General features: G+C 65.9%; 14 protein-coding genes and 2 pseudogenes. 4 read left to right on the plus strand and 12 right to left on the minus strand.

Annotation, left to right across the window (positions count from 1 at the left end; translation table 11 throughout):
- Positions 1–56: 56 nt before the first annotated feature.
- Positions 57–302, plus strand: a complete 246-nt coding sequence (locus OG242_RS09220; protein WP_405897681.1) for a hypothetical protein — start codon at positions 57–59, stop codon at positions 300–302.
- A 23-nt stretch (positions 303–325) separates the two neighbouring features.
- Here OG242_RS09220 and OG242_RS09225 read toward each other — a convergent pair whose 3' ends face one another.
- The 3 genes and pseudogenes from OG242_RS09225 to OG242_RS09235 all read right to left on the minus strand — a co-directional run.
- Positions 326–1,210 (minus strand): YceI family protein, encoded by an 885-nt coding sequence (locus OG242_RS09225; protein ID WP_405897682.1) that lies wholly within the window; start codon positions 1,208–1,210, stop codon positions 326–328.
- 146 nt (positions 1,211–1,356) lie between these two features.
- Positions 1,357–1,866: pseudogene (locus OG242_RS09230) on the minus strand (arylamine N-acetyltransferase); the annotation flags it as partial.
- Positions 1,867–1,933: 67 nt separating this feature from the next.
- Positions 1,934–2,680, minus strand: a pseudogene (locus OG242_RS09235) (ComEC/Rec2 family competence protein); the annotation flags it as partial.
- A gap of 116 nt (positions 2,681–2,796) precedes the next feature.
- Between OG242_RS09235 and OG242_RS09240 the strand changes: the two are divergent.
- On the plus strand, positions 2,797–4,305 hold the full coding sequence (locus tag OG242_RS09240) for an AAA family ATPase (RefSeq protein ID WP_405897683.1): 1,509 nt from the start codon (positions 2,797–2,799) through the stop codon (positions 4,303–4,305).
- 47 nt (positions 4,306–4,352) lie between these two features.
- On the plus strand, positions 4,353–5,204 hold the full coding sequence (locus OG242_RS09245; RefSeq protein ID WP_405897684.1) for a hypothetical protein: 852 nt from the start codon (positions 4,353–4,355) through the stop codon (positions 5,202–5,204).
- A 173-nt stretch (positions 5,205–5,377) separates the two neighbouring features.
- Here the strand turns inward: OG242_RS09245 and OG242_RS09250 are convergent, their stop codons facing one another.
- From OG242_RS09250 to OG242_RS09270, 5 genes are all read right to left on the minus strand, one after another.
- Positions 5,378–6,661: an endonuclease domain-containing protein gene (locus OG242_RS09250; protein ID WP_405897685.1), complete on the minus strand. Its 1,284-nt coding sequence runs from the start codon at positions 6,659–6,661 to the stop codon at positions 5,378–5,380.
- A 100-nt stretch (positions 6,662–6,761) separates the two neighbouring features.
- The gene (locus OG242_RS09255) at positions 6,762–7,094 is read right to left on the minus strand and encodes a winged helix-turn-helix transcriptional regulator (RefSeq protein ID WP_405897686.1); all 333 of its coding nucleotides are present in this window, start codon (positions 7,092–7,094) and stop codon (positions 6,762–6,764) included.
- A 29-nt stretch (positions 7,095–7,123) separates the two neighbouring features.
- Positions 7,124–9,352 carry an ATP-binding protein gene (locus OG242_RS09260; protein WP_405897687.1) on the minus strand — a complete coding sequence of 743 codons (2,229 nt, stop codon included), beginning with the start codon at positions 9,350–9,352 and terminating at the stop codon, positions 7,124–7,126.
- A gap of 42 nt (positions 9,353–9,394) precedes the next feature.
- Positions 9,395–10,519 (minus strand): hypothetical protein, encoded by a 1,125-nt coding sequence (locus OG242_RS09265; RefSeq protein ID WP_405897688.1) that lies wholly within the window; start codon positions 10,517–10,519, stop codon positions 9,395–9,397.
- Between the two features lie 123 nt (positions 10,520–10,642).
- Positions 10,643–11,773: a site-specific DNA-methyltransferase gene (locus OG242_RS09270; RefSeq protein ID WP_405897689.1), complete on the minus strand. Its 1,131-nt coding sequence runs from the start codon at positions 11,771–11,773 to the stop codon at positions 10,643–10,645.
- Positions 11,774–11,803: 30 nt separating this feature from the next.
- Here OG242_RS09270 and OG242_RS09275 point away from each other — a divergent pair, with 30 nt between their 5' ends.
- Positions 11,804–12,106: a helix-turn-helix transcriptional regulator gene (locus OG242_RS09275; protein ID WP_405897690.1), complete on the plus strand. Its 303-nt coding sequence runs from the start codon at positions 11,804–11,806 to the stop codon at positions 12,104–12,106.
- 634 nt (positions 12,107–12,740) lie between these two features.
- Here OG242_RS09275 and OG242_RS09280 read toward each other — a convergent pair.
- From OG242_RS09280 to OG242_RS09295, 4 genes are read right to left on the minus strand one after another with little or no spacing between them, the layout of a single operon-like run.
- The gene (locus OG242_RS09280; protein WP_405897691.1) at positions 12,741–13,160 is read right to left on the minus strand and encodes a hypothetical protein; all 420 of its coding nucleotides are present in this window, start codon (positions 13,158–13,160) and stop codon (positions 12,741–12,743) included.
- A complete protein-coding gene (locus OG242_RS09285) occupies positions 13,157–15,274 on the minus strand; it encodes an integrase (RefSeq protein ID WP_405897692.1) in 2,118 nt (705 codons plus the stop codon). Before OG242_RS09285 ends, OG242_RS09280 begins: the two co-directional genes overlap by 4 nt.
- Complete coding sequence (locus OG242_RS09290; protein ID WP_405897693.1) at positions 15,271–17,019, minus strand: hypothetical protein; 1,749 nt, start codon at positions 17,017–17,019, stop codon at positions 15,271–15,273. The genes OG242_RS09285 and OG242_RS09290 overlap by 4 nt, the downstream gene beginning before the upstream one ends.
- Positions 17,016–18,560 (minus strand): integrase, encoded by a 1,545-nt coding sequence (locus OG242_RS09295; RefSeq protein WP_405897694.1) that lies wholly within the window; start codon positions 18,558–18,560, stop codon positions 17,016–17,018. Before OG242_RS09295 ends, OG242_RS09290 begins: the two co-directional genes overlap by 4 nt.
- Between the last annotated feature and the right edge of the window lie 38 nt (positions 18,561–18,598).

Below are 18,598 nucleotides of genomic sequence, written 5' to 3' on the forward strand. Positions count from 1 at the left end.
ACAGCCCGGCCGCGGCCGGGTCCGCCCCACCCTCCCCCGTATCCGAGAATGGGCGGGTGAGCGATGAGAGACACGTGCTGGTGCTGCCCGACCGCGATGCCGCCGAGGAGGCGGCGGCGGAGCTCGCCGACCGCTTCGGCGTCGCCGACGAACCGCAGCTCGTGCGCGACGCGCTGGCCGGCGAGGACGACGCCGAGGACGCCCAGTGGCTCGTGGTCGTGGAGGACCCGGACCACCGTCTCGACGCCACGGCGCTCGACGCCTTCGCCGCGGAGTACGAGGGGTGGCTGGAGGCCCCGTAAGGCCGGCGCCGCGGGGCGAGGGCTCAGCCCTTCGGGACGATCTGCACGTCCATCTCGATGGAGATGCTCGGACCGACGACCGCGATGCCGCGGGCCAGCATCGTCTGCCAGGTGAGCGTGAAGTCCTCGCGGTGCAGCTGCGTGATGGCGCGGCAGGCGGCCCGGGGCTCGCCCTCCATCCCGTTGCCGAGCCCGAGGTACTGGGTGTCGAGGGTCACCGTGCGGCTCACCCCGTGCAGCGTGAGCGCACCGCTCACACCCCAGCGGGTCCCGCCCCGGTGCACGAAGCGTTCGCTGTAGAACTCCAGCGTCGGGTAGCGGCCGACGTCCAGGAAGTCGCTGGACCGCAGGTGGTCGTCGCGCATCTGGACGTTCGTGTCGATCGACGCGGCGTCGATGACCACGTGCATCGCCGAGTCCTCCATGCGGTCGGCGATCCGGACCGCCCCCGCGAAGGTGTTGAACCGGCCGTGGATGCGGGCCATCCCGATGTGCCGGGCGGTGAAGCCGATCTGGGAGTGCGTGGGCTCGATCTCCCAGTCCCCCGGCTCGGGCAGCTGCGGCGGCGCGGAGACCTGGAGGGTCACATCGCCCAGGCTCGCATGGCCGCCCTCGGTGACCGTGGCCGAGCCGTGGAAGGGCGTGAACCCCTCCGCCGTGACGGCCAGCCGGTACTCCCCCGCCGGAACCGTGGCGAGGACACTGCCGTACGGGTCGGTCTCGCCCCCGACCACCTTGCGCCCCGCGCGGTCCGTCAGCACGAACTCCGCAAGCGGCACCGGCTCGTTGACCGGGTCGAGCACCCGGCAGCTGAGGACACCGGCCGAGTCCGGCACGACCAGTCCGGCGAGGGCATTGCCACGAGCGGCACCCGTCGCACCTTTGTTTCCGAACCAACGGCCGAACATCTCCACACACTCCCGGGCGCGTTTTCACCTCGGGCCGGATGGCAGACGTCGTTGTCGGAGCAGCGGCCCGCCGACGAGCATGCATTCGATCACCCTTGGGGTGTTCGAGGCAAACAGAGCATCTCGCCTGGGCTTGGGCGTAGGTGTTACCGAAGGTCCGATTTCGCGGGGAGCCGGTCCAGGCGCACCCCGAAGTGCTCGCGATAGGAGGCGAGCACCTCCTCGTCGCTCCCGAGCGGCGTCTCGTGCCGCTCGGTGCCCACCGTCGTGAGGAGCTTGCGGCCGGTGAGTGTGATCCGGCCGTCCTCCGTGCAGCGCGAGCAGACCGGGGCCCGGGTGAAGTGGGAGTCGGACGAGGTCCGGTGGTACCAGGCGCCGGCCCGGAAGCCGGCCAGCACCCGGGGCCGTGTCTCCAGACGGAGCCGGGGCCTGCCGTCGCACAGCACGTCGAGGTCCCCGAAGCCCTCCCCCGCCGGGGCCGGCGCGATCCGGAAGGTGCCGCCCGGGTCCTCCTGGCCGGCGCGGTCGTCGAGCGCGAGTGGGCGCCTGGCATGGTCGCCGAAGCCGATGTCGGCGAGCCACGGCCCGGTACCGTCGTCCGTCTCGACGCGCAGCGCCATGCGGTCGCACGGGACGCCGAGCCGTCCCCCGTCTCCGGCGGCGCCGCGGTCCGGGACGCGGGTGCCCGGTCCGCCCACCGGGGCCCGACCGTCGCGGACGCCCTCATGACCGCCCCACCGCCCGCAGCCCGCTCCCCTTGCCCGTCACCGCGATCGCCCCGTCCCTGTCGGTGCGCAGGACCACCGCCCCCTGCCCCGTGAGCGCGTCGACCGTCCGGGGTGCCGGATGCCCGTACGGGTTGTCCCGTCCCACGCTCACGAGCGCGAACCTGGGCCGGACGGCCCGGAGCAGGGCGCTGTCCTGGTGCGCGGAGCCATGGTGGGCGACCTTGAGCACGTCCACCCGGGGCAGTTCCGGGTGGCTGCGCAACAGCGCCTGCTGGGCGGGCGGTTCCAGGTCACCCGGCAGCAGCAGGGTCAGCCCGCCGGCGCGCACGAACAGGGTGACGCTGGCGTCGTTCGGGTCCTGCGGGACGGGACCGGCCGCCCCAGCCGCGCCCGGCGGCCACAGCACCTGCCAGTCGAGCGTGCCGATCCGGCGCCGTTCACCGGGGGCGGCCCGCAGCACGGGGACCCGCGCCCGGGCCGCCGTCCTCCGGACGAACGCGGCCTGCTCCGGCGGTTCGTCCAGGCTCGTCGTCTGGATCGCGCCCACCGTTCTGCCGCGCAGCACCCCGGGCAGGCCCCGCACGTGGTCGGCGTGGAAGTGGGTGAGCAGCAGCAACGGGATGCGGCTGACGCCCAGTTCGCGCAGGCACCGGTCGGCGAGCCGGGGATCGGGGCCCGCGTCGACGACGACACCCGAGCCCCGCCCCGCGGCGAGCACCAGGGCGTCGCCCTGCCCGACGTCTTCTCTGTCAAGTTCTGCTAGTTGAAACGACGCCAGCATCGCGATGAAGGCACTCGATCGACCTCGGAAGTCCGATGCGAGTGATGGAGGGCCTGCGCGTTCGGTAATGTGACGCGATGCGCTTCACCACGGTGCCCAACGCGCGGGAAACAGCGCGTACGCGCCCAGGCATAGCCTGGCTGGGCGACGACAACTGGGACGACTACGGGTTCAAGACCCTCTTCCACATGCGTTGCCACAACGGCAGGCGCAGCGTGAACGTCGGCGCAGTGAAGATCGGCTTCTTCGGCATGGAGGACGGCCGAACAGGTCTTCCCGAGCGCTTCAAAGCTCTTCCTCCAGAGTTTTTCTCCCTGGGAGCCGACGAGAGCTACTACGCCACGCTCCGTGACGAGTTCGATGAGGAAACGCGCCTGGCCATCCTCTCTGGCCTGCGCGATGTCGCCTACTACCCCGAGCTATTCGAGCAAGCACTAAGCGAGCCCGTCATGCGTGACTCGCTGTTGCGCGGCACCGACGCCGACACGGTCCGCATGCAGTACCAAAGAATCGTCAATGGTGGCCCCACACTTTCCCGGTTCCACATCCGCTACCAGCAGGAGGCGCAGTCCGAAAGCGCCCCGCCACTCACCCTCGAACTGAAGGTAGACCCCGAGAAGAATCCTCCGAGCAACATCCATGCAGTCATCGGAAGTAACGGCGTAGGCAAGACGGTCCTGCTGCACAAGATCGCCCACACCACACTCAACTCACGTAACAGGCGGGGCCGCAGCTGGTTGGAGGACAGGCTCGACCACCGTCTACACCCCTTCACCAATGTCGTGTACGTATCATTCAGCGCTTTCGACTCGCACACTCCACACCAGGTCAGCAGGGCGGTCAACCGGGTTGGCGACGGAGTCGACTACCAGTATGTCGGCCTGAAGACGGACGACGGTGAGGAAGTAAAGAACTACGCGGCTTTGGGTTCGGAGTTCGCTCAGTGCGTAGAGCGCTGCGTTGAAGATCATCCCGCGAAGGCGCGCCGCTGGGGCGATGTCCTGGCCAAGCTCGAAGAGACGGATCCTCTCTTCCACGACCTGGAGATCACGGAGTTGGCCCAGGACCAGGACCGGCCTGACCCTCAGCGGGTCTTCGCTGGGCTGAGTTCGGGACACAAGATCGTCCTGCTGACCCTGGCCCGGCTGGTACAGCACACCACCGAACGCACCCTCGTCCTGATCGACGAACCGGAGGCCCATCTCCACCCGCCGTTGCTGTCGACGTTCGTGCGGACCTTGTCCGAGCTGCTGAGAGACCGAAACGGCCTCGCGATTATCGCTACGCACTCCCCTGTCGTTCTTCAGGAGACGCCTCGTGAGGCCGTCTGGGCCCTCCGTAGAGCCGGCGATGACCTGCGTGTGGATCACCCCGAGATCGAGACATTCGGCGAGAACGTCGGAGTGATCACCCGGGAGATCTTCGGGTTGGAGGTGCGCCGCACAGGGTTTAACCGGTTGATCCAGTTGCTCGCCGACGAGGGTATGTCTTTCGAGGAAATCATTGAAGAATTCGATGACCAGCTGGGAGCCGAGGGACGAGCTCTGGCCCGCTCCGCTACCCGCCGCCGCGAGGGCAGGCACTGATGCGCCGACTCGACCCTCCTCGAATCGGAACGCGAGAGGCGTTCCGCATGTGCATCAGCGCGAAGATCAGCCATCCGATATGGAAGCTGCTCAGCAGCTATGAGCTGAGGGTTGTAGTCGCTGCCGGTGCCTATGAGCGAGCGTGCCGAACTTCCACGCTCCACCTGCTGAATCCAGCGGATTTCTCTCCTCTTCCGTTGAAGGAAGATGACAAGAAGGCGCTGATCGCTATGTACGAGCAGCGGATGAAGCCAGATAAACCTGGCCGCCCTGTGTACGAAGAGGCTCGAAACCGCAAGGGCAAGTGCCCCATGTGTGGTGTTGGCTCCGTGCGCCAGGTCGATCACCACATGCCCAAGTCGATCTACCCCTACCTCGCAGCTGTGCCGATCAACTTGCTGCCCATCTGCTCGGACTGCAACTTCGCAAAGAAGGACAAGGCGCCGACCTGCTATGCGGAACAGACCCTCCATCCCTACTTTGATTACGTAGACGACGATCGATGGCTGAGGGCCAGGTTGATAGCCTGCTCCGCCGACGGCCAAGCCTTTGAGGCAAAGCCTCTGGACAGCCCGGCGAGCTGGCTGATCGAGTTCTACGTCGATCCGCCCGCATCCTGGGATACCGGACACGCGGAGCGCGTCCGACAGCACTTCAAGACCTTCAAGCTGGCCGACTTGTATGAGGACCAGGCGGCCGACGACCTGCCAGGTATCGAAGGGGCGATCGAGGAAGCCTTCCAGGCCGGCGGAGCGCCGGACGTTCGTGCTCACCTGCTAGGACTCGCACGCACACGTGCACGGCAGTACAAGAACTCCTGGATGGCGGCCCTATATGAAGCGCTCGCCGACAACGACTGGTTCTGCAGCGGGGGATTTCGTCAAGTAGCGGCTGGCTGAGGTTCGTTCGCAATCGTTTTCCGGCCTCAACGTCCCGAATTGGCCGGAGCAAGACTCCACCCGTGCATGCAAGAGGCACGCATGCCTGGTGGGTGCCCGGCCTGGACAAGTACCGGCAGACCGGCCGGCCCTGAGCGTACGAAGGCGTCTGAGACGCTGCCCAACCACACCACTCATGTGTTCCTGGTAGTGAGCCCAATCACGAGAGCAGGCGGCCGATCCAAGTAGGACTCCAATGGCGCATAGGGAAGTTGTACGCTCCGGACGCGCTCATACCAGGGCAGCACCCCGGCATTACATCCCCAACACAGCAGCCCGCGGATGCATTTTCCGCAAGACTCGCCCTTAGTTGGGCAGCACTTGTGATCGTGGTCAAGATGTAGACCGCTCTCATGTTCATGCACTACCGGGCAGAGGGCACACTTGAAGCCCTGGTGCTTGAATAGATGAACTATCTCCACGAATGAGCGTTGGTGCTTCGCGGCCCGGAGATCGATTCCTGCACACAGTCTGCATTGGCTTCGCGGGAGCCCACGTTGACTATCAAGGCGAAAGTCGCCTAGTGGCAGTTCCTGCTGACAGCACGTGCACCAGTACAGACCTCGTGCGATAAGATCCGCTGCATCTTTCGACCGAGTCCTGAGAACCAAAGGCTTGAGTGGAGCCCCTCGCTCCTTCATCAGCGTGTGCGACCTGCACAACAGGCCGGTCAGTTCGGCCTCCTGGACGCATTCCGGTCCCGAGCACATGTCTTCCTGACGTACCGGAGGTCGAAGAACCGTGAATGGGCGCTCGCCCTTTCGCTGGTCGTCATGTGTCCGACAGAGTCCGGACGAATACACACGATGTTGGCAACCTGGGATAGCACTACACACTGCTTCCGGTTGCACGAGCCACGAGTACAGGGGTCGAAGCCCTCCATACTTCTTCTTCTGTTGGTAGTGAGCGCTACAGAGCCCCTTAGCTTGGTGAGGGCGATCGCATCCCTCGAAGCTGCATGCCCTGCCATGCGTAGCAGGGACCAGTGGTGTTAGTTCTTTGCCGTCACGCTGCTGTTGGTAGTGTCCCTTGCATAATCCTCTTGCCAGGTGTGGTCGATCGCATCCGTTAAGGTCGCAGCGTCTAGACCCTAGCTGGCGCAGAGGTGTCATTTCCTGCCCACGCCAGCGTTGTTGGTAGTGCCCTTGGCAGTACGTCCCACGGTTGGCCTCGCGGTCGCAGCTTTGAAACGAGCACAGCTTCTTCTTCCGACTCACGAGGGCACAGTATGCGGGACCACTGACACTCATCGCGTAGTCACTCCCTTCGGTGACAACACCCGTGACCCCGTCCTCCTCAGGTGCCTTAGAAGCACGATCGTCCAGGGCAGCTCGCAGCTCGGCGGACTCGGTCGGTGCGCTGGCTGGCCAGCGAATGCGCCTGTAGACAGTCGAGCTCGAGAGCAGCCAGCCGAGCATTTTGCGTCGCCGCCTCTTGCCAACCCGGTCCACGTCACCCGATCGAGGACGAGCTGAAAAGCCTCAGCGAGTTCATCCTGGAGTTGGCGGGCAAGGCACATCACATGTCAAGAGATCTGTTTGCCACGTCGCGTAGATGGGTCAGAGCGGCCGCAGCTTGCTGGCCGAGGCTGGTGAGCCGGTAGGTGATAGTGACCGGTCGGGTCGGGAGCACGCTCCTGGACACCAGCTCGCGGCTCTCCAGGCTCGCGAGACGGCTGGAGAGCACGCGGTTGGAGATCCCGGAGACGGCTTCCTGAATCTCGGTGAATCGCCCCGCTCCATTGGAGGCATGAAGGGCCAGCAGGATGTGCATCGTCCACCGAGCTGAGAGGGCCTGAAGAAGGTCGCTCTGGGACGGGGTTAGCGGGGTGCTTCGGTTGCTGGCGGTCATGCCCCTCCTTCCTCGCTGGTGGCACGAGTTCAGAAGGGGGGCTCCTGTCCAGACTCCTCGGTGTCAAACAGCGCGTCGCTCTGTTTCACGTCCGCCTTCTGGTCCGCTTCCGGCTCGGACTTCGGAGCATGCTCCTTGAGCATGATGAACTTGGGGAATGTGCCCGGCTTCTTGTCGTCTTCTCGGGCTACCGAGACCCACTGGTCCGGATACAGCTGGTCAAGCGCCTGCTTGACCAGGCTTTTGCCCCAGCCGAAGTCGGATCCGTCGCGCTTGGCGTGTGCGGGTGCCTTTTCGGCCAGCATGTGGGAGAGGTGTCCCCACTTGATGCCCCGCGGAGTATTGATCATCTTGTGGAACTCCGGCTTATTGTCCCGCAGGTGCACGATCGCGATCGCACTGTCGTCCGCCGTGACGTCTTCCCCGGCTGCTTCGCTGCGGGCGCCCTGGGGGTGGCTGGCGGCGAGACTCTGGGAAGCAGCCCGAGCTTCGGAACGTCGGTCGTCGACGGCGGTCCGAGCCTGGGCGGCGAAGCTGTCGGGGGCCGGGAGCGAGTAGTCGGGGTCGGCCATCTTGTAGGAGTCCTCGAAGCTGAGGACGCGCACAGAGACAGGATAGGGACGCGAGTGGCGGTCGGTGCCGGGGGCACTGGACCAGTAGATGCCGTTGCCGACGAGCGGCTCGTTGAGCAGGGTGGCCAGCAGGTCTTCGGAGAAGTGGGCGTTGGCCTTCTTAAGGGAGATGAGGTCTCCCTGGGACAGCAGATGGAAGACGAAGAAGTTGTCGCCCTGGCTGAGGAGTTCCTGGGGGAGGCTTCCGGGCTGCTGGGTGATCAGCAGGGCACCGAGATCGTACTTACGACCTTCCTTGACCCAGGAGACGAAGGGGCCGTCTTCGCTCTGGGAGGAGCCACCAAGGACGGACTGGGCCTCTTCGATGACGGCGATTGTGGGGATGGACTTCGGTTCGGCCTCGGTGAACTGGTTCTGGTTGTGCTCGAAGATGTCGCCCAGGATGACGCCAGCGAGCTGCAGTCCCTGGGAGCCGCGCATCTGGGAGATGTCGACGACGCACAGCTTGCCCTGGGATAGACAGTCCTTCAGCGCGCTGAGCAGCTGACTGTCGGGATCGTGCAGTGCATTGACGACGCGGGTCATGTTGCCGATCGCAGCGTTGGTCTCCGCTTCCTGGCCGGATTCGAGGTTCAGGATCTCCCGGACCTGGTCGCGGTCTGCACCGTACTTGTCGCGGTGGATCAGGTCGACGAGGCGGCTCCATTTGGGACCGTCGAGGGACTTGAGCTTGACCACATTCTGCTGATCCTGCTTTTCCGGCGGCAGGGCGATGCCCAGCACCCGGGAGGCCTGCAGTTCCTTGATGTTCATCTTGACGCCGTTGACGACGAAGGACTGGTAGAAGTCGCTGGGGCCCTTGCGGTTGGTGAAGACGACCAGCTTGTCGCGCAGGTGCGGTACGTCACACAGTGCGGGGCGGCCCTTGAAGTCGGGCCAGAAGTACTCGCCATCGGGGTCGAAGATGATCGTGCCGACCGGGGCTTTGCCGTTACGCCGATCAACCGTGGGCTGTTCCTCGTACAGAGCGGAGAAGAGCAGCTTGACGAGGTTGGACTTGCCGAAGCCGGCGCGGGCGAAGACGAAGCTGCGGCGGGCGACGAGCTTGTCGATCTGGAAGGTCGGCATGATCGCGGGGTGCTGGATCTGCATCCAAGAGGTGTCGCCGACGCGCTTGTCCTTGCCGGCGTAGACGAATTCGCCGAAAGCGAGGTAGCCGATGGGGACCGCGCCTCCGTCGGTGTCGTTGGCGTTGACGACCTCGGCGAGCAGGTCGTCCCCCAAGAGGGCAACCTGGGCCCCGACATGCGGGAGACGCCGGTGGCTGGGGACGAAGATGTGCTTGTCGCCTTCCTGGCGGAGCACACCGAGGATTCGGATGTCGACCTTGTACTTCAGGTAGCGCTCACGCAGCTCGTCAGGGATGGGGCGCTGGTCTCGCACAGCGCGGGTGGCGTAGTCCTCGCCAATGGGAGAGACGAGACGGCCCTGGGAAGAGATGGTGGTGATGCGTCCGAGAATGGCCTCCCTCTCATGCTCGAGCTGGACGAGGACGAACTGGCCGTGCATGGCCATGGTCTGGAAGTTGTCGTGGTGCGGCAGGACGAGGTCAGCGTGGAATTCCATGCCGCTTTCGGCGAAGCCGCGGAAGGTTCCGACGATCTTGTCGCGCTCGAACAGGCTCATGATGGTTCGTGACTCCGCAGGATTCGGGACGGGCAGGGTGCGTTACTCGTAGCGGCGGGCGGCCACGTCGGAGGCCAGCCGCAGGGCGTCGATGACCGGGGCCTTGTCCTCGCCGACTTGCTCGCGAACTGCGTCGACGAGCTGGTCTTCGATGATGTCCATGTCCAAGTCGGCGACGCGAGAAAAGCTGTCGGCCTGCTGGATGCAGTTCGGGTAGAACGGGATGGGGAAGCCGGCCACCGCGTCGGCCTGCAGGTAGCCGAAGATCGCCTGGGCTTCACTGTCCTGGCGGGACATGACGTCCACGGTCCAGATGGGGTCGCCAGAGTGCGGGCCGAAGCGGACGAAGTACATCGAACCGATGTTGAACTTCGGCTTCTCGCCCGTGGAATCATCCTCGATGTCCCTGGTGTACTCGTCCCAGAGATACACCTCGTCCAGCATCTCTGCGGGGACCTTGGCGAAGCAGGGGGAACCGTTGTCGAACACACCGGACAGCGACATCGCCAGGCGGTAGTACTCCAGGACCTGGGTGTTCTTCGCCAGTCCCACCAGCCACACCTTGCGCCGGTCCTCGCGCCGGATCCGCTCTATGGCCTCGTAAATCAACTCACCCATTTTTACGAACAGTTCGCCCTTGAAGATCTTGGCTCGTAGCAGCCCGTCTCGGACGATCAGGGTGTCGACCGCGTAGTCACGGTGGCAGATGAGGTCATACAGCGTGGCCCACTCACAGAGGTCCCGGAAGACCTGTACCCAGCTGGGGGATTTGCCGGACATCATCGGTGACAGGTCCTGGAGTCGTTCGACACCAAGGCCGTGCATCATCCTGCCCAGGGCGGTGTGGGGGCTGCCGTCCTCGTTGAATTGGTGGCGACTCAGGGCGTCGATGTCGGAGATCGGGGCGACTACCTCCATGCACAGCTCTTTGCCGCTGGAGTCCACGACGCGGACGACCTGAAGGTAGAAGGGGTTGAAGGCGACCTTGTTGTTGCCGCCGTCGGATGCCATCAGCGCGACCGAAGTCGCGGCCCGCGGCTTGATCACCCTGACGTCGGAGCGGATGGCGTGGGTCTGCTCAACCAGTTTGTCCAGCTCCGCGCGGCCAGCTTCGACCTGTTCGCCGATCAGTTGCTTGAGCTGCTTGATCTGGTCCGCGTCGAACATGCTTCTCCCCAACACCACGCTCTGACTGTCACAGGCGAGTGGTTCACTCGTCTGGCCCACACAGCATGACACGAGGCACTGACAATCAGTTATGAAGTTGTGGAAAGTAACCGGGTTACCTGCTCAGCGGGGCAGCCCGACCAATTCAGCGATCAGGTCGATCTCATCGACGGCGGAGCCAGCTTTGCCGAACTGCTCGGCCTGCCTCTTACGCTTGGGCGGAATGCCGGCCTGCCGGACCTCCCTGACGACCCATCCGGCCTTCGCCTCCTTGACTGAGGCCAGCAGCATGCTCTCCGGATCGGTGCGGGCCGAGGGGAGGGCGCCGAAGCGGATCGCGAGGCGGGCGCCCTGATTGCAGCGGCGGGCAGCGGCAGCCCATACCTCGGCAAGGGCCTGAACGAAGGACTCTTGGTTGGGCTGGCGGGCGATCTGCCCGTGCGTGCCATAAGGGACCTCCGGGGGCCCGCCGAGGAACCACGAGCGCAGCCACTGGTCGGCCACATAGGTGCGCATTCCGTAGTACGGGGGTGACGTGACCACGAGATCAAACTTTTGCCGTAGCCCGTCCAGGGTCTCGACGGAGTCGCCCAGGTAGACCTTCCCACCGTGGGCGAGCGGCGCCGCGTCCAGCAGGCGCTTGGCCCGCCTCTCGATGACCTCCAAAGCCGGGACACGCACCGGCTCCATGTCGCGCTTGGCCCAGAACTTGACCGCATAGGCGGGCTTGGACGCGTAGGTGCGCGGCATCTGATTCGACAGGTACGAGGGGAGATTTTTGTTGCGGGGTCCGTGCAGGATGCCCAGCATGACCGCCCGCAGCATGGCCGCCGTCGGCGTGGTCATCTCCAGCAGGGACTCGCGCAGTGTCGCCAGTTCGCGCAGCGTCTCCCGCTCGAAGCACCACTGCCAAAAATCTCCTTCAGGCACCCTGCCCCGCATGTCGCCGGCGAGGATCTGCCGGGCCAGCCGGACCACCGCGCCGGGCGTGACCTGGATGAGCTTGGCCTGGGCAATGGCGGCAGCCACCGGATTGATGTCGATGCCCACTGCCGGCAGTCCGGCCAGACGTGCGGCGTACAGCGTGGTGCCCCGGCCGCAGAACGGGTCCAGCACCCGGGTGGCCGCAGGATGGGCGGCAAGCTGCTGGAGGGGGAAGTCCAGCGGAAACATCGTGTAGTACGGGCAGACGGCGTTCAGCCGCAGCACATCTTCAGGCCAGCTGGGGGAAGGGGCCGCCGCGGTCACCGTCATGGGGGTAACGATACAGGTATAGTTATACCCATGTCACGAAGGAGGCTTGATCCCGCCGCTCAACGCCGTGGGCAGATGCTGGCCTTCCGTCTGACCCAGGCCCGGCGCGCCTCCGGGCGCTCGGCCGAGGCCGTCGCCCGCAGTGCGGGAATCTCTGTCGAGACCGTGCGCAGTATCGAGAAGGGCCGCACGTCGACGCCGGAGTTCTTCACCGTTGCCGCCCTGGCCGCCGAGCTGGGGCTCTCGCTCGATGAGCTGTACACATTTGTTCGTCAGCCCTCCCGAAGCGATCTTCACGCACCGGGTGACCCTAGCGTTGCAACCTCTGGCTGATCCACCCACGACGACCCGAGAACTTCCCTGCATCTAAGGGTTGTTGTCAGTCCCGCTTCCTGCTCGACTATGAGGCCAGGTACATGCCCGGCGGGAACGTGGGGGGCACGGAGTCGTGGGATGGCGAGGCGCATGCGCCATATTTGGACCGCAGATGTTGATGCACCTCCTAGCGCTGCCGTGCGTGGTCAGCATGGTGAGGCGGGTGTTCGGCCGGGTTACCTGGGAACCGTCGGCGAGTTGATGGTCGGCTGTGCGGCTCGCTACTGGTCTCAGCTGGGTAGGTGTCCCTCGACCTGGTCAACAAGGCGCTGGTAGGTGCGAGGGAAGGCGATCGTTCGGTCGGACCGCCGCCGTGTACGCGGTACGGCCAGCCGTTCACGGAGGGCACGTTGATCCCACCAGCCGGTGATGACGCCTCAGTCCTCAGCGGCGACAACTGCCCGGCGACATGCCTCGCGTTGCTGACGGGCACTTAGGGCTGCTACCAGCCATGAGGGTTGAAATCCCTAGAAAACAATCACAGCCGCGATGTTCACGAAGCCGGCGTGCGGATCGGAGTACAGCCACCGTCCTCGATCATTTCGGCTGCCTCCTCCTCATCTACGCGCATGGTGCCTTCGCCGCGGCAGTCTCACCTCGCTGGTGGGCACGGTTGCGTGGGTAGGACACGGAAGTTGTCTAGCCGCTCGACTAGCTGGAGCCGGATCTGTCGATTCTCCATCTGTGCTTGGTGAAGCGCCCGGACAAGGATCTCGTTGGCCGTCTTGAGTTCCTGGATCTCTTTGACGTCGTCGGCATGCTGTTCCTTGAGTTTCACTACTCGGGCGCGAAGCCGTTTTTCGCTGTCGGGAACCCCGCCGCGGGCGCGGACGCGCTCGTAGAACTCGTTCTTCAGGTCTTGGTGCCGTTGAGTCAGGGCATTGCGGGGAACGCGCGCTTCGGTCGCCAGGGCGACGACGGTCAGGGCTCCGTTGGAGTGGACGTGCGAGCCGCTGAGGATCCGCTCCATGGCCGCGCGGATGCGGTCGCGTTCGTCGATAGCGGGGGTCATGCGGATGCCTCCGGCAGGGTGATGCGGTCGTGGTGGTGCTTCTCTGCGAGGTCCCGGAGCCGTTGGGCCCGCGTCTGCAATCGGTGAGCCAGGGGGACGGGGACGAGATCGACGGACTGCTTTTCCAGGACCTCGGCCTGGGCGATGAGCTGGTCGGCGTGGTGGTCGGTCCGGGTGACGTTTGCGCAGGTGGGCTGGCAGCGGTCCAGGGTGGGTGCGTCACGACGGTCGGCGAGCCGGTGGCAGAGGGCCTTCTCCCGGTTGTAGACACACATCAGGTAGGCGTGCGGGTTGTCGTGGACGGCCAGGGAGGTGTCCTCCAGAACGGCGCGGGCGGCACGGAGGGTAAAGATGGTGCCGACGAAGGCGGGGGCCTGGCTGGCGGCGTGAATCGCGCGTCGTGCGGCGCGGCCGGAGATGCCGACGCCGTCGGCGAGGTCGGCGTGGAGAGTGCTGAGGGTGTCCGCGGTGGCGCGAGCGGTCTCGACGTCGAGGAGTTGGTGGATGCCGTCCCGGCTGCGGGATGCGTATCCGGAACTGATGGAAGTGCGCAGATGGCCGTACTGAATTGCGAGGGCGACAAGCCCGCCGGGACGGCGGGCGATGTGCCAGGCGAGCGTCCTTCTGAATCGCTCCGTTCCGATCGCTCCGTGCGGGTCTGCGGGGACGGCCTCGTGCGGTCGATCGAGGGATCGGGCGAGGTCAGAGGCCCAGACAGCGAAGTCCTCGACCCGATCGCGCCAGGAACTGAAGGTCACCGAACCGACGGAGCTGCGCTTGCTGACGAAGTCGTGGGCGGCACCGTCGAAGAGCAACGAACCGTCGGGGACGATGCGTTCCAGGACGCGGATGGCGCTGACCACCGGGGCGATGGCGACCCAGGGGACAGCGCGCAGCTCTCCTTCGGAGCGGTGGTTGCCGTTCTCGTCGGTGGCCGTCTTGTAGACGCGTCCGTGGATGAGGTGCCGTCCGGATGCGAGGTCCGGGCAGCACCCTGTCCTCAGCCCGAGAACCTCCCCGGGACGCATTCCCGTCAAATACGACAGGACGATGAAAGCGGCTGTGCCCAGGTGCCGCATCATGGCCGTGGCCTCGGTGAAGTCCAGCGACCGCTTCCACGGCTTCCCCTCGACCAGGCCAGTGACGGGGACGTCCAGCGGGCATCCGCCGGGGTTGCTCAGCATGTACTGCTCCAGCCCCAATCCTCCGTGTCGGCTGCCGACGACACCGTTGGTCTGGCCGTAAGAGGCGCCGATGGTACCGGCAATGTAGGTGAGGGCGAATCGCCGACCGCCCGGATGGTCGTGGGTGGGGATGGGCTGGCCGCGCTCGACCAGGTCGTTGAAGAAGGTCTTGAGCAAGGCCCGTGATGCAGGTGTCGGCTTCACCTCAGCGACTCGCGCGGTCAGCCGCCGCTTCTCGGCCCAGGCCGCGAGGATGTCATCGGCGAAATCCTCGACCACCCGCAGAGCCCAGATGAGCAGGGGCCCCATGGTGGCGGGGGAAAGCGGCTCCGTGCTGTTCTCTCCGCCGGACGATGTCGCCGCGGGAAGGTAGTCGTCGCGGCCTTCACGGTTCCAGGGAGGTTCGGCAATCCCGCGCGGGAGCACGCTGTCTTCGTCGAATGCCCAGAGCCGGGTCAGCGCGGTCAGGCGCTGGCCCACGGTCGAGCGGCCGATGCCCGGCCGACGGCTCAGGTGCAGTCCGTAGTCGTGGAAGATCTCCTCGGTGCAGGCGCCCAGGCTGGTGATGCCGCGCTTGTCGAGCCAGTGGGCGAAGTGCCGCCAGGCCAGGACTGCCTGGTAGATCGCGGGCCCGCTCTGCCTGGTCCGCCAGGAGGGAACCTTGCCGACCAGGAACGTGTCGGGCAGCGCGCGGTTGACCAGGCGCCAGGCGATGAGCCGGAACTCCTCCCGGGTAGCGTCCGGGAACTTCATCCAGTGGATCGTCTCGCGGGGTGCGCTTGGGTTGCCGATCAGCGGCGCCATCGGCCAGGTGGGAGCGCCGTAGCGGTTGACGGTGCCCTGGTAGCCCGCCACGACCAGCAAGGGCTCGACCGAGGGTCCGTCCGGGCTGGGAACGACCAGGGGCAGTTCGGTGTACGAAGTCGTCACAGGTCGTAATGTCCGTTCAGGAGATGGTCGACGATCTCGCGGTCCTCGGCAGTGGCCTCAGCGAGCCTCGCCTTCCAAAGAGCCGTGCCCAAACGGCCCTTGAGGTCTTCCAGCCGAGCGTGGGCATCGGACCAGTCCGCTTCCCAGAACCCGGGGTTTACAGCCGTGCGAAGGCTTTCCAGCGCGCGGTGCAGGTAGGCGAGCCGGGCGTGATGCCCAGGGTGGACCCTGGCATTCGGGCAGGCGGTGCAAAGCAGGAAAGACGCCCCGCAGCTCGACCCCGGTGGGGTGAAGTGGCTGTTCTCGTAGTCCGTGCAACCCGTCGTCGCGGTCTGCTGGTCACCGGCCTCGGGAGTATCGGTGAGCTGGGCCCGGAACACCGTCCGGCGGGCAGCCTCCAGTGCCGCAGTCACGCCGTCCGCGATCACCGGGGCGGCCGCCTCCTGGGCCTGCGGCTCGTTCATGACATAGACGCGGTCGTGGGTGTCCTGAGTGTTCTGTCCCGGCTCGCGCCGGTGCAGAACATTGACGGTCTTGCGCGTACGCCGCAGCGGCGACCCCGAAAGTCCCACCTTGATGGCCCAGTGGGTGCCGGCGGACCTCGCCAGACCGAAGGCGAACGGCCCCACCCGAGGCGTTTCCGGATCAACGCGTCCGTTGCTGGCGTTTCTCTCGTGCCAGACCAGCAGGCGGTCCGGGCCGGATCCGGCGGCGGTGACGAACGCGCGGGCGTGAGCGGTAGCCTCCAGGGCCTCGGTGATCAGGCGACCCGGGGAGTCGGCGCCGAAGTCGGTGAGGTTGCGCGTCTCGAAGTGCCGGCCGTCGCCGCGACGCCGTTTCTCCAACTCCAACCGATAGACCGGGAACCCGCCACCCTCCCCGGAGTCCGGCGTCGCCCGGGGCACCGGCAGTTCAGCGACCGTGGTGGCGTTCAGCCCCTGCTCAGTCACCAGCAGCACCGCCAGCGAGGTGACTTCGATCCGGCTTAAGTAGAGCCGCTGCCAGGTAAATTCTGGCTTTGCTCCGCCCAGCGCCACCCGGTAGCGGTTGACCACCACCATCTTGCCTCTGGCCTGTGGGTAGCGGGGAACGTGCCCGGTCCGGGCGAGGCTGTCCAGGGCCTCCCCGACCAGCCAATCCCGGCTGCCGGGCTCGAAGGCCCCGGCCCGCCAGGACTCCAGATGCGCGGTGTTCGCCCGGATCCGCAGCAGCGCAGCCCGGAACATCTGTCGCGCCGTGACACGGATCTCGGTGAACTCCTGCGGCTGGTAAGCCTTCTCCTGGGCCTTCCACTTCGGCATCCGTTTGGCCATCGCGTCGCGGACCGGCTGCGAGAGCCGTTCGTTGCGCAGCAGGAAGTTCGCCAGCGTCTTGACCTGCCGGTATCCGGTGTTTGTGGTCGGCCTGCTGAGTCGCCAGGACGACCACAAGGCCGCAGTGATCTCGTCGATGTCTCTCGGCGGGTTGTCCTGCTCGGACAGGAACTTCACGAAGGCCCTCACCAGGACCCAGACGTTGAACCCGGTGTCGGCGGAATCCCAGCCGCCGCCGGGGGCACATCGCGCGGCGAAGGTGGCGGCCAAGGACCGCTGCAACGCCGGGGCCACCGGCAGGACCCCAAAGTCGTAGTTGCGGACGACGCCCTGTTTGTCGCGGTGGCAGACCCGCAGGCCGTCCTCGGCCAGGACGACGGGCCGGTGGTGGGGTCCGGTCGGCAAGGACGCCTTGCGTCCGCGCCGACTCATGCTCGCACCACCAGCTTCTCGTCCAGATCCTGGATGCCTTCGCTCTCCTGGGCGAGGCGGGACAGCAGCGCGGTCACCCGGTGCTGCGTGACCGCGACGCTCCCCTCTTCGTCCAGCGGGTCCGGATCAGCCAGAAGGGACCGAAGTTGCAGGTCAGACACGGGTGCGAGGTAAATCGCCCGGGTGGTCTCAAGTCCCGAGTGGCCCAACAGGTCCTGCACCATCCTCCACGGATCCCCGTAGAGGAGACGGAAATCCCGGCGTTCCTCCGGCGTCAGCCCCATCCGCAAGTCGACGACGTAGTGTAGCACGACAAGCATGTAGAGAGCCATGGAATGTCTGCACATATGGGGCGTGCAGAACGGCGGCTCCGCCACCACCCCCGTCAGAACGTCCTGACACCGCTGCGACGCGGCCCGAAAGACGTTCTCCCAGGACGCCGGCTGGAACGGCAGCCCCGACTCGTTCAGCCACAGCCACAACGGCTCCGGCCCGGTCGGCCCCTCCGTGAACAGCGTCATCCGTTCCTCGACCGTGGCGTCGTTCAGCGCGGTCTCGCCGATGACGCCGTCCTGGTCAACCCAGTGCAGAACCCGCTTACGCAGCCCGGTTATCCGGGTCACAAGCCTCCGCTCGGGCAGGCTGTCGTACCGGCCCTTGGCCTGCGCGCGTCGCACCGCTGCCGCCCGCGTCGACTCCACATAGCCTTCGACCAGGCCCACCACCGGGGCAGCGGCGTAGTACGTCCGGGCCTTCTTCGACTTCGTGACCTCCCTCGCCAACCGGCCCGAGTAGTAGCGGCGGGCCTGCAAGGCCGAACGCGGCATCTCGATCGTCAACAGCGAGCCGCCCTCCGTCAGCCGCATCCCGGAGGAAAACAGCAGCTCGGCGAAGGCCACGTTGCGATCCTCCATCCGCCCCGCCCAGCACGACGCGGGCAGCCCATCGGCGGTGTAGCCCCGCAAGCCCACATTCACCCAGAGCCGGAAAGCCCGCGGGGTCAGCCAGTGCACGTTGCTGGACCGGGCGTTCTTCGAGCGGGCCTCCGGCACCTCGACCAGCTGCCCGTGGCGGTCGACCACCGTGCGCATCACGATCGGATTGACCGCCATCAACTCCTTGCGGACCGCCCACGCGTACAGCCGCGTGAACGCCGCGAGTCCGCGGTCCCACCGCGATCCGCCGATCTTCCGAGGATTGCGCGGTGACCGTGTCCGCCAGTCCTCGAAGTCCCACAGATCATCCGCGGTCGCTTCGTTCCAGATCTTCCCGCGTACCCACAGGAAATCGAAGAGAAGGCAGTAGTCGTCCGTGTAGTTCCGCTTGGTCTCCGGCGCCAGCCGTACGAATGACGAACGGCACAGGTACAGGCTCAACCAGTCATCAATCCGGTAGTCCGGCGACAGCAGGATGGGATCTCCAACGTGGATCCCGACCCGCTCCTCCCGCTCAGACAGATCCCCGTAGCCCGTCAGTACCAGCACTCGATCCGGTAGCGCGACCGAATGCCTCGGCACCCAGTAAACCTGCCAACTCGCCACTGACCATCTCCTGTTCAATCCGCTTCAACACGTAGATC

Origin of the sequence: Streptomyces sp. NBC_00727 (genome assembly GCF_045161745.1) — a bacterium.
GTDB lineage: Bacteria > Actinomycetota > Actinomycetes > Streptomycetales > Streptomycetaceae > Streptomyces.

What these genes read in the sequence shown, in the direction of transcription:
- OG242_RS09225 (WP_405897682.1), bottom strand. Translation starts at nt 1,210, where the DNA reads ATGTTCGGCCGTTGGTTCGGAAACAAAGGTGCGACGGGTGCCGCTCGT.
- OG242_RS09240 (WP_405897683.1), top strand. Translation starts at nt 2,797, where the DNA reads ATGCGCTTCACCACGGTGCCCAACGCGCGGGAAACAGCGCGTACGCGC.
- OG242_RS09245 (WP_405897684.1), top strand. Translation starts at nt 4,353, where the DNA reads ATGTGCATCAGCGCGAAGATCAGCCATCCGATATGGAAGCTGCTCAGC.
- OG242_RS09250 (WP_405897685.1), bottom strand. Translation starts at nt 6,661, where the DNA reads ATGCTCGGCTGGCTGCTCTCGAGCTCGACTGTCTACAGGCGCATTCGC.
- OG242_RS09255 (WP_405897686.1), bottom strand. Translation starts at nt 7,094, where the DNA reads ATGACCGCCAGCAACCGAAGCACCCCGCTAACCCCGTCCCAGAGCGAC.
- OG242_RS09260 (WP_405897687.1), bottom strand. Translation starts at nt 9,352, where the DNA reads ATGAGCCTGTTCGAGCGCGACAAGATCGTCGGAACCTTCCGCGGCTTC.
- OG242_RS09265 (WP_405897688.1), bottom strand. Translation starts at nt 10,519, where the DNA reads ATGTTCGACGCGGACCAGATCAAGCAGCTCAAGCAACTGATCGGCGAA.
- OG242_RS09270 (WP_405897689.1), bottom strand. Translation starts at nt 11,773, where the DNA reads ATGACGGTGACCGCGGCGGCCCCTTCCCCCAGCTGGCCTGAAGATGTG.
- OG242_RS09275 (WP_405897690.1), top strand. Translation starts at nt 11,804, where the DNA reads ATGTCACGAAGGAGGCTTGATCCCGCCGCTCAACGCCGTGGGCAGATG.
- OG242_RS09280 (WP_405897691.1), bottom strand. Translation starts at nt 13,160, where the DNA reads ATGACCCCCGCTATCGACGAACGCGACCGCATCCGCGCGGCCATGGAG.
- OG242_RS09290 (WP_405897693.1), bottom strand. Translation starts at nt 17,019, where the DNA reads ATGAGTCGGCGCGGACGCAAGGCGTCCTTGCCGACCGGACCCCACCAC.